The organism is Rhizobium sp. 01T417 (assembly GCF_056398905.1).
Map to the genome: position 1 here is coordinate 18,283 of NZ_JBFTQH010000020.1, position 13,192 is coordinate 31,474.

Consider the following 13,192-nt stretch of genomic DNA (forward strand, 5'->3'; position numbering starts at 1 on the left):
AGAAATCCGCTACAAATAAGGCGATCCGAGCCAAAGAACCTTCTCAAGCAGCCGGACAGCGAAAGGTCGCGCACGCAGCCCCTGCAACGTAACCGGCGACGCCGATTTGATGGCCTCGTCGATATGCTCGTCAATCTCGTTGGCAAAGCCTTCATTCAGCACTTCCAGGTCGACCTCGAAATTCAGCCGCAGCGATCTCGGATCGAGATTGGATGATCCGACATAGGACCAGACCCCGTCGATCGACAGCAGCTTGGAATGACTGAAGGCGCCGCTCGAGCGCCAGATGCGGCAATAGCTGGTAAGGATCTGGTCGAACTGCGCGGTCATCGCCCGGTCGACCAGGACGAGGTTGTTGACGGAGGGAACGACGATATCAACCTCGACGCCACGTCGTGCGGCGGTCGCCAGTGCGCTGATCAGCTCGCGGTCCGGGAGGAAATAGGGCGACATGATGCGGATCGATTTGCGCGCAATGGAAAAGGCGCCCATCAGCATCTTGTGGTTCGTCTCGATGCGTCTGTCGGGCCCGGACGCCACGACGCGCATGAAGACGGGATCCCCCGGTTGGCGCTCGGGCATCGCGGTTCGCCATGCTTCCCCTTGCAGGATCTCGCCCGTCGTGAAGCGCCAGTCCTCGGCGGCAACATTGAAGAGGTCGGCAACAACCGGCCCGGTAACACTGAAATGGGTGTCGCGCGCAAAGCCCTCCCCTGCTATTTCGCGGGTAAAGCCTGCCCGGATGTTCATGCCGCCGGTCAGCGCGATGCGGCCATCGACGATGAGGATCTTGCGGTGGGTGCGCAGGTTCGCATAGGGCAAACGCAACCCCATGATAACGTTGCCGTTGAAGACCGAGACCGTGACGCCACCATCTGCAAGATATCCGAGTATGCTCGGCACCGAATAGCGGGCGCCGACCGCATCGATCAGCACGCGCACCTCGACGCCCCGCTTGACTGCAGCAATAAGGGAATCGCCGATCCTCAATCCGATCGGATCGCGGTCAAAGATGTAGGTCTCAAGCAGAACACTGCGGGCCGCACTGTCGATTGCCGCCTTCATTGCACCATAGCAGTCGTCGCCGGTTTCCAGCATGTCGATCGTGTTGCCGGTTGCGAGCGGAACGCGAGCGACGCGGTCGCCGAGTGTCTGGAGGGCAGCGAAACGCCGGCCAAAGCCGCTGATGACGATATCCGTATCGGCGTCGAAGCTTTCGAGCTCATCGAGGTCCGCGTCGGAGATCAGCGCATCGCGCCGAAGGCTGAGCGAGGCGCGCCGGATACGATTGATACCGGCGATCGCATAGAGCACAGCGCCGACGATCGGTGAGAGGATGATCACCCCGACCCAGCCGATTGCGGCGCGGACCTCTTCCTTTGTCATGGCCGCGTGGATTGCTGCCGCGGCGCCCATGGCGAGCGAAACAACGAATAGAATATGCGGCCAGTAGGTCGATATGAGATAAAACATTGCGTTGAACTATAAACACAAAGCTGCAGTGTTCAATTGCGCACTCATTGCGAACTCATGGGCATGAAGCGTCCGGTCTTGCCGGCGCAAAACCTGTCGTCGGCAAGCAAAAAGCACGCGCTACGCAGCAGCCGAATGCTGCGATGCGGGATCTATTTTTGCAGTGTGTCAAAAATTGCTTGAAACCTCACGATTACTCTGGAACTCTAAGGCCAGTATCGCGTTAGACCACGGGCCTCACTGACTGGAGATCGGCGATGACAGAAACTCGCGAAGAGTGGATCAGGAAGCGTGCCTATGCGCTGTGGGAAGAGGAAGGGCGTCCAACGGGACGAGATTTCAAACATTGGGAACAGGCCCGTGCCGAACGCCAAGCACTCGAAGGGTCTGCTGCATCCCCTGATGGCAAGGAAGTGAAGACGCGCAAACGCACCGCCACTGCTTCCAACGCAAATGGCGCCATAAAGGGCTCCGCCCCAAGAAAGACAGCTGGCCGCAAATCGGCCTGATCGCTTGCTTCCATGTTGCGAAGGGCATCACCATGACGCCCTTCGTCACATGATTGCATTGCTTCTGCCCTATTGATTTCCAACGGGCACGAAAGGTGCGTCAGAGGAAGAGTATGCATGACTGCGCATGACGCCGACCTCGCGGAAAAAATGCTGCGGCGACAATCGGCGCTGGAACCAAAATCGAATTTGGAAGTTGATAGATTTGTCGTAGCGGATTGCTGCCTCCGCATCGCGCCTTGAGGGTAAAATGACCGCTCTTGTCATCGCCGCGTTAGCCTATCTGGCCCTCGCCCTGATCCTTGTCTATGCGATCGACAATCTCGTTGCACTGTTCTTTCCGGATGCGCATTCTGCCCTACCGCTGCATTTTCCCACCTTTGAGAAGATGATGGCGTTGTCGCGCAAATATTATCGCAAGTAAGTGACCTCGTCGGCGCACTTTCCGTCAGCGTCTGCCCCTTTGGGTTTGCGAGAACGTTGGAACTTTTCGAGCATCAGTTGGTTGGCCTTTTCTCCGTCAGAAAAGGAGCCAGACATGCCAAGAGGCGACAAATCCGCTTACACGGACAAGCAGAAAAGAAAAGCCGAACATATCGAGGAAGGCTACGAAGACCGTGGCGTTTCCACCAAGGAGGCCGAACGGCGGGCCTGGGCGACGGTCAACAAGGAAAGCGGTGGCGGCAACAAGTCCGGCTCCGGTCGTGGCAAGCAAGATACCCACGAGGCATCGGAAAAGGGTGGGCGCAAGGGCGGCGCCGCCTCCGCATCGCGTTCTGCGGCCGAGCGCTCGGCGTCGGCCAAGAAAGCAGCAGCGACGCGCAAACGCAACGCGCAGCACGCGCATCACTGATCTCGAGCACGCCACCGGGAGGGACCTCATGGCATATGAACTGTACTATTGGGATGGCATTCAAGGCCGCGGAGAGTTTGTCCGCCTGGCGCTGGAAGAAGCACAGGCGGACTATGTCGATGTCGCCAGGCAATCCGGGCCCGCGATGGGAACCGGAGCGATGCTGGACCTGATGAGGAGCAAGCGCGAGCCACACATTCCCTTTGCGCCGCCGTTTCTGAAGGACGGCGAGCTCATCGTCTCGCATGTCGCCAATATTCTCTCCTATCTTGGCCCAAAGCTTGGCCTCGCGCCGGAAGATGAGAAACTGCGCTGCGTCGGCAACGGGCTGCAACTGACCATCACGGACCTGGTGGCTGAGGTGCACGATACGCACCACCCGATTGCCACCTCCCTTTACTATGAGGATCAGAAGGAGGCGGCGAAAGCCCGCTCCGCCGCCTTTATCAACGAGCGCATTCCAAAGTTCCTCGGCTACTTCGAGCAGGTGCTGCAACAGAACCCTCGGGGGCCGCACCATATCGTTGGCGATGCTCTGAGCTATGTCGACTTGTCGCTGTTTCAGGTCATCGAGGGCTTGCGATATGCCTTTCCAAAAGCGATGAAAGCCTATGCGGCCGACTATCCGGGGCTGATCGCGTTGCACGATGCCGTCACCAGGCGCCCGAACATTACCGCCTACCTACAGTCGGACCGCCGGCTTGCCTTCAACGAGGACGGAATTTTTCGGCACTATCCAGAGCTTGATCTCGCGCCATAGCGGATATGGCATTGCCCCGGGTTGAGGGAGGCTGATAAGCTCCCTGCAACTCGCCCCAAACCGTCCCGTCACATTCCCGGAGGCTATCGCTGCCATGGCAAATCTTGCTCAATTGCTTGCATTCATCAAAATCCCGGACCTCGCCGGCAAGGCGGTGCTGATCACCGGTGCCTCGACCGGTATCGGTGCAGCGCTCGCCCGCGCCTTTGCCGCGCAGGACATGAAGGTTGGCATTCATTACAATGCGAGCCGGGAGCCCGCCGAAGCGCTTGCCGACGAAATCCGGGCAGCCGGCGCAACGGTGCACCTCGTTCATGGCGACGTGTCGAAAGAGGGCGAGACGGAGCGTGTCGTCGAAGAAACGGCCAGAACCTTCGGGCATCTCGACGGGCTGGTAAACAATGCCGGCGGCATGCTCGGCCGCAAGCCAACCGCCGAATATACCGACGAGCACTACATGAAGGTCATGGATCTGAATGCCCGCTCGGTTCTCGCTGCAACCCGCGCTGCGCATCCGTGGCTGAAGAAGCAGGGCGGCTTCATCATCAACACGACATCGATCGCCGCCCGCAACGGTGGCGGCAATGGTGCCGTGCTCTATGCGGCATCGAAGGGCTTCGTCTCGACGATTACGCGCGGCCATGCCAAGGAGTTCGTTCCTGACCGCATTCGGGTCAACGCGGTGGCGCCGGGCGTCATCGGCACGCCGTTCCATGAGCGCTACACGAACGACGAACAGATGGAGTTGCAGCGCAAGACGATTCCGATGGGTTTCGTCGGAACGCCGGAGGATTGCGTCGGCGCCTATCTCTTCCTGGCATCGCCGACGCTTTCCGGCTACATCACCGGCCAGATCATCGAGGTCAATGGCGGCCAGCTGATGCCGTAAGCGTTGGCTTGCACAAAGAAAAACGGCGCGGACGATCTCCGCGCCGTTTTCGTTTTGCGATGAAAATCAGACGCGCTCGAGCGCGATGGCAATCCCCTGCCCGACGCCGATGCACATGGTCGACAGCGAGTAGCGCCCACTGGCTTCCCGCAGTTCCATTGCCGCCGTCCCCGTGATGCGCGCGCCGGACATGCCGAGCGGATGGCCAAGCGCGATGGCGCCGCCGTTGCGGTTCACACGGCCGTCATCGTCGGCTACGCCGAGTTCGCGCAGAACCGCCAGACCCTGCGAGGCGAATGCCTCGTTGAGTTCGATGACGTCGAACTGATCCTGCGTCATGCCAAGCCGTGCCATCAGTTTGCGCGATGCCGGAACCGGGCCGATACCCATGATGCGCGGCGGCACGCCGGCAGCCGCTCCGCCCAGAATGCGGGCGATCGGTGTCAGTCCATACTTTCTGGCAGCAGCTTCGCTGGCAATGATCAGGGCGGCAGCGCCGTCATTTACACCGGAGGCATTGCCTGCTGTCACTGTCCCGCCCTCTTTCTTGAAGGGTGTGGCAAGCTTGGCAAGCGCTTCCATTGTCGTCGCGCGCGGATGCTCATCCTTCTCCACGACGACAGGATCGCCCTTGCGCTGGGGGATGGTGACGGAGGTGATTTCCTTTGCCAGCCGGCCATTGGCCTGCGCGGCCGCGGCCCTGGCCTGGCTTCGAACCGCAAAGGCGTCCTGATCCTGGCGCGAGACCTTGTAGTCCTCGGCGACGTTCTCGCCGGTCTCCGGCATGGAATCGACGCCGTACTGCTTCCTCATCAAAGGATTGATAAAACGCCAGCCGATCGTCGTGTCGTAGATCTCTGCGTGGCGGGAGAATGCCGTTTCCGCCTTCGGCATGACGAAGGGCGCGCGCGACATGCTTTCAACGCCGCCTGCAATCATCAGTTCGGCTTCGCCTGCCCTGATGGCGCGGGCAGCCGCGATGATGGCGTCCATGCCAGAACCACAGAGGCGATTGATGGTCGTACCTGGCACCGATACCGGCAGGCCCGCCAGCAGCGAGGACATGCGAGCGACATTGCGGTTGTCTTCGCCGGCCTGGTTGGCGCAACCGAAGATCACATCGTCAACCGCTTCCCAGTCGACATTGCCGTTGCGCTCAATCAGCGCCTTCAACGGCACGGCGCCGAGATCGTCAGCGCGAACCGCTGACAGCGAACCGCCGAAGCGCCCGATCGGGGTGCGGATATAGTCACAGATATAGGCTTCGGTCATCAGGCTTCTCCCTTAGAGTTCCGGGACGACGAGATCGGCAACCGGACCGTCGATGTAGAGGGGCGCGCCGGTCATCGCCTGCAATTCCTCGAGCGTCATGGCGGCAAGCTTCTCGCGCAACACGAAACGGCCTTCCACGATGTCGATCACGGCATGGCTCGTATAGACGCGGGTGATGCAACCGACCCCGGTCAGCGGGAAGGTGCATTTGTCGACAAGCTTCGGCTCGCCGTTCTTGGTGACGTGCTCGGTAATGACGCAGACCTGCTTGGCGCCGTGCACGAGATCCATGGCGCCACCGACCGCCGGCACGCCCTTGGCGCCGACCCTCCAGTTGGCGAGGTCACCATTCTGCGCCACCTGGTAGGCGCCGAGGATCGCGACGTCGAGATGGCCGCCGCGAACCATGGCGAAACTGTCGGCATGGTGGAAGAAGGCCGAGCCGGGCTTCAGCGTCACCGGCCGCTTGCCGGCATTGATGAGATCCCAGTTCTCCTCCCCGGCGGGCGGTGCCTCGCCGAAATCGAGGATGCCGTTCTCCGTATGGAAGATCGCCTGGCGGCCTGGCGGCTGATAGCGTGCCACCATTTCCGGAAAGCCGATGCCGAGGTTCACATAGGCACCGTCGGCAATGTCCTGGGCTGCGCGCCATGCGATGCTGGCATTGGAAAGCTTGATGTCTTCGCGGGTGTTGATGATGCTGATATCGACGGTCATTGATAGACCACTCCGGCTCGAACGAGCTCTTCTTCCTGGGCGGGATTGGCGATCTCGACGACACGGTCGACGAAGATGCCGGGGGTGACGACATGCTCGGGGTCGATGCCGCCGGCGGGAACGATGCTGGAAACCTGGACGATGGTCTTGCCCGCCGCCATGCACATCAGCGGATTGAAGTTGCGCGCCGCCTTGTTGTAGGTGAGGTTTCCGTGGGTGTCGCCAAGATGGGCCTTGACGATGGCGAAATCCGCCTTCAGCCAGCGCTCCTGCACATAATGCCGGCCGTCGAATTCAGCGATGACCTTGCCCTCGGCAAGTTCGGTGCCGTAACCCGTCGGCGTGTAGAAGGCGGGGATGCCGGCGCCGCCAGCGCGGATGCGCTCGGCAAGCGTTCCCTGAGGCACCAGCTCCAGCTCGATCTCTCCCGCAAGATACCTGTCCGTGAAGGCGCGCGGGTCGGACGAGCGCGGAAAGGAGCAGATCATCTTGCGCACCATGCCGGCGTCGATCATCGCGGCAATCCCGATGCGGCCGTTGCCGGCATTGTTATTGATCACCGTGAGGTTCTTCGGCCCCTTGTCGATCAGGGCGTGGATCAGTTCGATCGGCGCGCCAGACCCGCCGAAGCCGCCAATCATGACGGTCGCTCCGTCTCCGATTTCGGAGATGGCCTCAGCCGTGCTCCCGATAGTCTTGTCCATGCTGGATCACTCCTTGCCGGCGAGATGCTCCTCTGCGCCCTTCACCGATGGATAAAACGCGCAGGCAGGGCGGGCAAGGCATTTTGTGCGGTATTTGACATTTGTTCGTATATCGCACAAAATAATAGGTGCTGGCATTCTGACCGGGATCTAGCAACAAGCCCGCGAGCAAAGGAGGAACCATGCGAGAAACTGATTTTGTCAGCGGCTTTGCCAGAGGACTGAAGGTCATCGAGGCGTTCGAGGAGACCCGCCAGCGGCTTTCGATCGCCGACGCAGCGAAGCTGACCGGCCTCGACCGCGCCACGGTGCGCAGGTCGCTGCTGACGCTGGCCGAACTCGGCTATGCCGAATATGACGGCAAGTTTTTCGCCCTGACGCCCAAGATCCTGCGGCTCGGGCACTCCTATCTCTCGGCAACGCCCTTGCCCGTCCTCATCCAGCCGCATCTCGATCAATTGTCGGAAAAAGCCGGGCAGAGCGCATCCGCCTCCGTGCTCGATGGCACGGAGATCGTCTATATCGCCCGCGCTTCGCAGCGGCGTGTCATGTCGATCAACCTGACACCGGGCAGCCGCCTTCCCGCCTTCTGTGCCTCGATGGGGCGCGTCCTGCTGTCAGCGCTGCCGGAGGCCGAGGCCAGGGCAGTCCTTGCCCGCACCGACCTCAAGCAAAATACGCCGAACACCAAGACCGACGTCGAGGAACTGATGGCGGAGTTTCGGCGTGTGCGCGATCAGGGTTACGCCGTGATCGACCAGGAACTGGAAATAGGCCTCTGCTCCATTGCAGTTCCGGTCGAAAACGATCGCGGCCAGACGGTGGCGGCAATCAATATCGGCGCACCTGCAGCCCATGCGCCAGCCGCGGATATGCCGGCTCGCTACCTGCCGCTCCTTCGAGAGACACAGAAGGCGCTCAGCCTCGTGCTACGCTAGACACCAAGCTTCGCACGCTCCGCCATGCGCCATGATCGAGGCGTCTGGCCAGCCTGTTTGAGGAAGAAGCGCGAGAAATAGGCGGGGTCTGAAAACCCGAGCCGGTAAGCGATCTCCTGGACGCTGCCAAAGGTGAAGACCAACTCGCGTTTTGCCTCATCGAGGAGCTTTCGGGCAATCAACTCATGCGCACCGTAACCGCTCGTGGCGCGCACGATCCGGTTCAGGTGGGTCGGCGAGATGCCGAGCGCCCTGGCATAGAAAGCTGCCGGCTGGTGCGATTTGAAATGCCGCTGGATCAGGCCGTGCAGCAGCTCCATGCGACGTTCATTCTCGTCGGCGGCCGCCTCGTCGTCCTGTCTTTCAGAGGAGAGACGCGCGGTCAACAACAATGCCGACGTCAGATAGGACTCCAGCAGGTCGTTGCGCCCGCTTTTGCGCTGCGCGAATTCGCGTCCGAGCCGCTGCAGGCAGGCAGCCACGTAGCGCGCTTCCTCATCGTGCATGTCGAGCCTCGTCAGATGCGGCGATGCCATCCACTCGCCGAGGCGGCTGCGGTCGCCGGGGATGGCCTTCAGATGCGAGCTCAACACGGTGATGACGAAGCCGTCGATGTCCCTGGAGAAGCGAAAACCGTGATCGAGGCCGGGGGGAACGGTAATGACCGACTGACCTTCGATCGGGTGCCAGGCGCCTGCGAACATTGCCTCGCCGGAGCCGCTATCGATGTACAATATCTGAAAGAAACTGTCGTGGCGATGTGGCCGGATCTCGAAATGATGCAGGCTGCTGCGGGCGGGAATTGTTTCGCAGTGCAGCCAAAACTCCGGCTTCCTGCCGGTATTCTCGCCGTAGAGCTCGTAGGTCGGCACAATCCTTACCATTCCTGCCTCCATCGCCCGATGTTCGCTTTGTGCAATTTCATGATGGATTTGTCCATTGTTGATGGTGCCTTGCCCGGTCAAGATTTGACAAAAGACAAGTGCGGGAGGACACCATGCGCACCAAGGTAGCCATCATTGGCTCCGGCCCTTCGGGACTTTTGCTTGGCCAGTTGCTGACGGAAGCCGGCATCGACAACGTCATCCTGGACCGCGTTGGCAAGGATTACATCCTTGGCCGCGTACGCGCCGGCGTGCTGGAAGAGGGAACCGTTGGACTTATCGATGAGGCAAAGGCTGGCGCGCGCATGCATGCCGAAGGTCTTTCGCATGACGGCTTTTCCCTTGCCTTCGATGGGCGCGACCATCGCATCGACCTGTTCGGTCTCACCGGCGGCAAGCGCGTCATGATCTACGGGCAAACGGAAGTCACCCGCGACCTGATGGAGCGACGCGAAGCCAGCGGCGCACTGACGATCTACGAGGCAGCGAATGTCAAGCCGCACGATTTCGATGGATCGGCCCCTTATGTCACCTACGAAAAGGATGGCGCCACGCGCCGCATCGACTGTGATTTCATCGCCGGCTGTGACGGTTTCCATGGTGCCAGCCGCAAGGCGGTTCCCGAAAAGTCGCTGCGCACATTCGAGAAGATCTACCCCTTTGGCTGGCTTGGAATTCTGGCCGAGGTCGCTCCCGTCAACCATGAGCTGGTCTATGCCAACCACCCGCGGGGATTTGCGCTCTGTTCCATGCGCTCGGAGCATCGCAGCCGCTACTACATCCAGTGTCCACTCGATGAAAAGGTCGAGGATTGGAGCGATGACCGCTTCTTTGACGAACTTCGCCGCCGCCTGCCTGCGCATCATGCCGACGCACTTGTGACCGCGCCTTCCTTCGAGAAGTCGATCGCACCGCTTCGCTCCTTCGTTGCCGAGCCGATGCGCTTTGGCCGCATGTTCCTTGTCGGCGACGCCGCCCATATTGTTCCGCCGACCGGTGCGAAAGGCCTCAATCTCGCCGCGAGCGACGTGCATTATCTGTTCTCGGGCCTGATCGAACACTACCAGGATCGTTCGAACGCAGGCATCGACACCTACTCCCAAAAGGCACTCGCCCGGGTTTGGAAGGCGGTCCGTTTCTCCTGGTGGATGACAACGATGATGCACCGGTTCCCCGATACCGGTGATTTCGACCAAAAGATTCAGGAAGCCGAACTCGACTATCTGACGCATTCACGCGCAGCTTCGACCGCGCTTGCGGAAAACTACGTCGGCCTTCCCTACTAGCTTCCCTTCCGCCATCCACGGAAGGGGTGCACGGAGAGCGGCGGTGGTTCATGCGTCCCACCGCTGCTCGCCCATTGATCGGGACCTCTGTCGGCTGGCAGGCTTGCTGGCGTCAGACCTTGCGGAATTCGAGTTCGTAGACGACTTCCTCGCCGTTCTTTGGATCGACACCAGGCGCGCCGCTGATGACAAGCCTGTTGCCGTCGATGGAGAACGGCCGGATCAGGTCGCTGACGCCCCAGGCCGGATTCCAGCTCGCATCGACATGGTGCACCACGCGTCCATTCTCGAAGGTGTAGGTTCCGGCATAGGCGAGCATGGAATCGAACAGCGCGACCTTTTCGGCGTCCGTCGGGACGTCGCCTTTCAGCGCCGGCCGTTCGCGGCTGACGACCACAGCCATTACCCGGCCATCCGGATGATAGGAGAGATATCCGACGGGGTCGGGTCCCATCGCATTCGTAACCACCCCGGTCGCAACAGCGCGGCGCGTCCAGGATACCATTCTCCATGTTCCATGTAATGCGGCTGCACTTCCCATAGTGTGGCTCCCACGCGCAGTTGCATGAGCTGAACGATACCACGCAGGCCGTATCCGCAACAGGGTCGCTAGATCTTGGCGGCAACCTCTGTCGCCGCCTCCCGCAATGTCTGCATGAGGATCGAAAGCGGCAGCGAGGGAATGGCGTCCGTGCGCATTGTCAGTCCAACCGGTCCTTTTGTTTCGCTGGTGTCAATCGGCAAGACTTCCAGGAGGCCGTCGGCGACATCGGTTGCGACCACACCTGTGGAAATGATCCAGATGGCGTTGCTCGACCGTACGAAGGCGCGGCCAAATGAATCGGAGACCGTTTCGATCTGGTTCGGCAGGCTTGCGACGCCGTTGGCAATCAGGAAGCTTTCCACGAAGGGGCGAATGATCGAGGCGCGCGTCGGCATCAGCACGGTATATTCACTGAGCTTCGCAAACAGCGACTGGCGCGATTTCAGCAGCGGATGGCCTGCACGAACCGCAAAGACGACCTGTTCCGAGTAAAGATGCTCGAAGGAAAAGCCGGCCATCTTTTCCGCGCCGGCAAGCCGCCCGACGACGAGATCGAGGTCGCCGACGCGCAGCTGCTCCAAGAGCACCGCATTCTCTCCCGTGACGATCTTGATGCGGCTCCAGGTGTTTTCCTTGAGGAAAAGCTCCATGGCGCGCGGCATGATCCGCGTCGAAACCGTCGGCAAGGCGCCGATGCGGATCGGCGGGGCCTCGCCGAAACGCTCCTGGGATACCGAATCAAGGCCCTGGCGCAAGGCGGTGAGCGCTGCTCCCGCATGGCGCAGAAAAACGTCGCCATAGCGGGTGATCTTGATGCCGCGCCCGTCGCGCTCGAAGACCGCAACGCCAAGCACCTCCTCCAGTTCGCGGATCGTCTTCGTCACCGCCGGCTGGCTGACATTGAGCAATCCGGCTGCCTTCATCACGCTTTTCTGCCGCGCCACCTCGACAAATGTCTGTAGATGACGAAACTTCACCCGACTATCGATCATGGATTTCATAACTCCGGAGTTATCGAAATGCCACGAAATATCATTTTACCTAACCAGATTAAACATCCAATTTGAACCAGGGTCTGTGTCGGCCCCTCTCATTCAAGTCGGCCGCGACTTGCATGGAGACCGGCACGGAGAGGAGATTTGCCGTGCAGTTTGCCCGTATCAACGACATCGCGATCCACTACCAGCTGATCAGCGGCCCCGCTGACAAGCCGGTCATCGTCTTTGCTAATTCGCTTGGCACCGATTTTCGCATCTGGCGCGACGTGATCGTACGACTGGCCGGGGACTATGCGATCATTGTCTACGACAAGCGAGGCCACGGGCTTTCCGATGTCGGCCAGGTTCCCTATTCGATCGACGATCATGCTTCCGATCTTGCCGGCCTGCTCGATCTTCTGGCGGTCAAGCAGGCCTTCATCTGCGGTCTTTCCGTGGGCGGGCTGATTGCTCAGGCGCTCTACAAGGCGCGGCCCGACATCGTGCAGGGACTGATCCTTTGCGATACGGCGCACAAGATCGGCACCACCGAGAGCTGGAATACACGGATTGAAACCGTCGCCAGCAAGGGTATTGCGAGCATTGTCGACGGCGTCATGAAGCTCTGGTTCACGCCGGCGTTCCGGCGACCGGAAAACACGGCCTATCACGGTTACAGCAACATGCTCATACGCCAGCCGGTGGAAGGCTACCTTGCCACCTGCGAGGCAATCCGCGATGCCGACTACACGGACGCCGCCACCAGGATCAGCGTTCCGACGATCTGCATTGTCGGTGATCAGGACGGCTCGACGCCGCCCGATCTGGTCAAGTCGACGGCCAGGCTCATTCCGAACGCCCGCTTTGAGATCATACGCGATGCGGGCCATATCCCTTGCGTCGAGCAGCCGGAAGCGCTGACGGCAATCATTCGCGCATTCATCGATTTGCATTGCATGGAGAAAAGAGCTCATGAGTGAACTCCACCAGCCGTCGAAGCGCTTCGAGCAGGGTATGGCGACGCGCCGTGCCGTGCTGGGCGATGCCCATGTCGATCGCGCCGAATCAAGCTCGACCCCGTTTGACAAGCCGTTCCAGGACCTGATCACGGAAGCGGCCTGGGGACATGTCTGGTCGCGCCCGACACTGACGCGCCGCGAGCGGTCGATCGTGACGATCGCGCTTCTGGCAGCACTTGGCCAGGACGACGAGGTGGCGATGCATGTCCGCGCCACCGCCAACACCGGCGCCTCGCGCGATGATATTTGCGAAGCGTTGCTGCACGTGGCGATCTATGCCGGCGTTCCCGCCGCCAATCACGCCATCAAGATCGCCAAGCATGTTTTCGAACAGATGGACGCCGGCAAGGCGGCCTGAAAGGCATAG

At 60.7% G+C, this 13,192-nt stretch carries 16 protein-coding genes; 9 read left to right on the top strand and 7 right to left on the bottom strand.

What is annotated here, in order from left to right; genetic code table 11:
- Positions 1-9: 9 nt before the first annotated feature.
- Entirely contained in the window at positions 10-1,473 is a 1,464-nt protein-coding gene (locus AC1DPR_RS19425; RefSeq protein WP_477816927.1) for a phospholipase D-like domain-containing protein, read from the bottom strand.
- Between the two features lie 257 nt (positions 1,474-1,730).
- On the opposite strand from AC1DPR_RS19425, the gene AC1DPR_RS19430 reads away from it, so the two are divergent.
- The 5 genes from AC1DPR_RS19430 (at position 1,731) to AC1DPR_RS19450 (ending at position 4,484) form a co-directional block, all read left to right on the top strand.
- Positions 1,731-1,982: a DUF2934 domain-containing protein gene (locus AC1DPR_RS19430; protein ID WP_018860251.1), complete on the top strand. Its 252-nt coding sequence runs from the start codon at positions 1,731-1,733 to the stop codon at positions 1,980-1,982.
- Positions 1,983-2,232: 250 nt separating this feature from the next.
- Positions 2,233-2,406 carry a hypothetical protein gene (locus AC1DPR_RS19435; protein ID WP_018860250.1) on the top strand — a complete coding sequence of 58 codons (174 nt, stop codon included), beginning with the start codon at positions 2,233-2,235 and terminating at the stop codon, positions 2,404-2,406.
- Between the two features lie 114 nt (positions 2,407-2,520).
- Positions 2,521-2,835: a plasmid stabilization protein gene (locus AC1DPR_RS19440; protein ID WP_112645044.1), complete on the top strand. Its 315-nt coding sequence runs from the start codon at positions 2,521-2,523 to the stop codon at positions 2,833-2,835.
- A 28-nt stretch (positions 2,836-2,863) separates the two neighbouring features.
- Entirely contained in the window at positions 2,864-3,595 is a 732-nt protein-coding gene (locus AC1DPR_RS19445; RefSeq protein ID WP_477816928.1) for a glutathione S-transferase, read from the top strand.
- Positions 3,596-3,689: 94 nt separating this feature from the next.
- Entirely contained in the window at positions 3,690-4,484 is a 795-nt protein-coding gene (locus AC1DPR_RS19450; RefSeq protein WP_477816929.1) for an SDR family NAD(P)-dependent oxidoreductase, read from the top strand.
- 66 nt (positions 4,485-4,550) lie between these two features.
- On the opposite strand, the gene pcaF is transcribed toward AC1DPR_RS19450, so the two are convergent.
- The 3 genes from pcaF to AC1DPR_RS19465 are packed head-to-tail and all read right to left on the bottom strand — an operon-like array spanning position 4,551 to position 7,177.
- A complete protein-coding gene (pcaF, locus tag AC1DPR_RS19455) occupies positions 4,551-5,756 on the bottom strand; it encodes a 3-oxoadipyl-CoA thiolase (RefSeq protein ID WP_477816930.1) in 1,206 nt (401 codons plus the stop codon).
- 12 nt (positions 5,757-5,768) lie between these two features.
- Positions 5,769-6,473 (bottom strand): 3-oxoacid CoA-transferase subunit B, encoded by a 705-nt coding sequence (locus AC1DPR_RS19460; protein WP_018856630.1) that lies wholly within the window; start codon positions 6,471-6,473, stop codon positions 5,769-5,771.
- Positions 6,470-7,177, bottom strand: coding sequence for a 3-oxoacid CoA-transferase subunit A (locus tag AC1DPR_RS19465; RefSeq protein ID WP_477816931.1), 708 nt, complete (start codon positions 7,175-7,177; stop codon positions 6,470-6,472). The genes AC1DPR_RS19460 and AC1DPR_RS19465 overlap by 4 nt, the downstream gene beginning before the upstream one ends.
- 182 nt (positions 7,178-7,359) lie before the next feature.
- On the opposite strand from AC1DPR_RS19465, the gene AC1DPR_RS19470 reads away from it, so the two are divergent.
- The gene (locus AC1DPR_RS19470; RefSeq protein ID WP_477816932.1) at positions 7,360-8,115 is read left to right on the top strand and encodes an IclR family transcriptional regulator domain-containing protein; all 756 of its coding nucleotides are present in this window, start codon (positions 7,360-7,362) and stop codon (positions 8,113-8,115) included.
- On the opposite strand, the gene AC1DPR_RS19475 is transcribed toward AC1DPR_RS19470, so the two are convergent.
- Positions 8,112-8,999, bottom strand: coding sequence for a helix-turn-helix domain-containing protein (locus tag AC1DPR_RS19475; RefSeq protein WP_477816933.1), 888 nt, complete (start codon positions 8,997-8,999; stop codon positions 8,112-8,114). The genes AC1DPR_RS19470 and AC1DPR_RS19475 overlap by 4 nt on opposite strands.
- Positions 9,000-9,112: 113 nt before the next feature.
- Here AC1DPR_RS19475 and pobA point away from each other — a divergent pair, with 113 nt between their 5' ends.
- Positions 9,113-10,285 (top strand): 4-hydroxybenzoate 3-monooxygenase, encoded by a 1,173-nt coding sequence (gene pobA, locus AC1DPR_RS19480; RefSeq protein WP_477816934.1) that lies wholly within the window; start codon positions 9,113-9,115, stop codon positions 10,283-10,285.
- Between the two features lie 112 nt (positions 10,286-10,397).
- Here the strand turns inward: pobA and AC1DPR_RS19485 are convergent, their stop codons facing one another.
- Positions 10,398-10,826, bottom strand: coding sequence for a lipocalin-like domain-containing protein (locus AC1DPR_RS19485; RefSeq protein WP_026371723.1), 429 nt, complete (start codon positions 10,824-10,826; stop codon positions 10,398-10,400).
- Between the two features lie 68 nt (positions 10,827-10,894).
- Entirely contained in the window at positions 10,895-11,821 is a 927-nt protein-coding gene (gene pcaQ / locus AC1DPR_RS19490; RefSeq protein ID WP_477816935.1) for a pca operon transcription factor PcaQ, read from the bottom strand.
- 152 nt (positions 11,822-11,973) lie between these two features.
- Between pcaQ and pcaD the strand changes: the two genes are divergently transcribed.
- Both pcaD and pcaC read left to right on the top strand, forming a co-directional pair.
- The gene (gene pcaD, locus AC1DPR_RS19495) at positions 11,974-12,786 is read left to right on the top strand and encodes a 3-oxoadipate enol-lactonase (RefSeq protein ID WP_477816936.1); all 813 of its coding nucleotides are present in this window, start codon (positions 11,974-11,976) and stop codon (positions 12,784-12,786) included.
- Positions 12,779-13,183, top strand: a complete 405-nt coding sequence (gene pcaC, locus AC1DPR_RS19500) for a 4-carboxymuconolactone decarboxylase (RefSeq protein WP_018856638.1) — start codon at positions 12,779-12,781, stop codon at positions 13,181-13,183. The genes pcaD and pcaC overlap by 8 nt, the downstream gene beginning before the upstream one ends.
- Positions 13,184-13,192 lie beyond the last annotated feature (9 nt).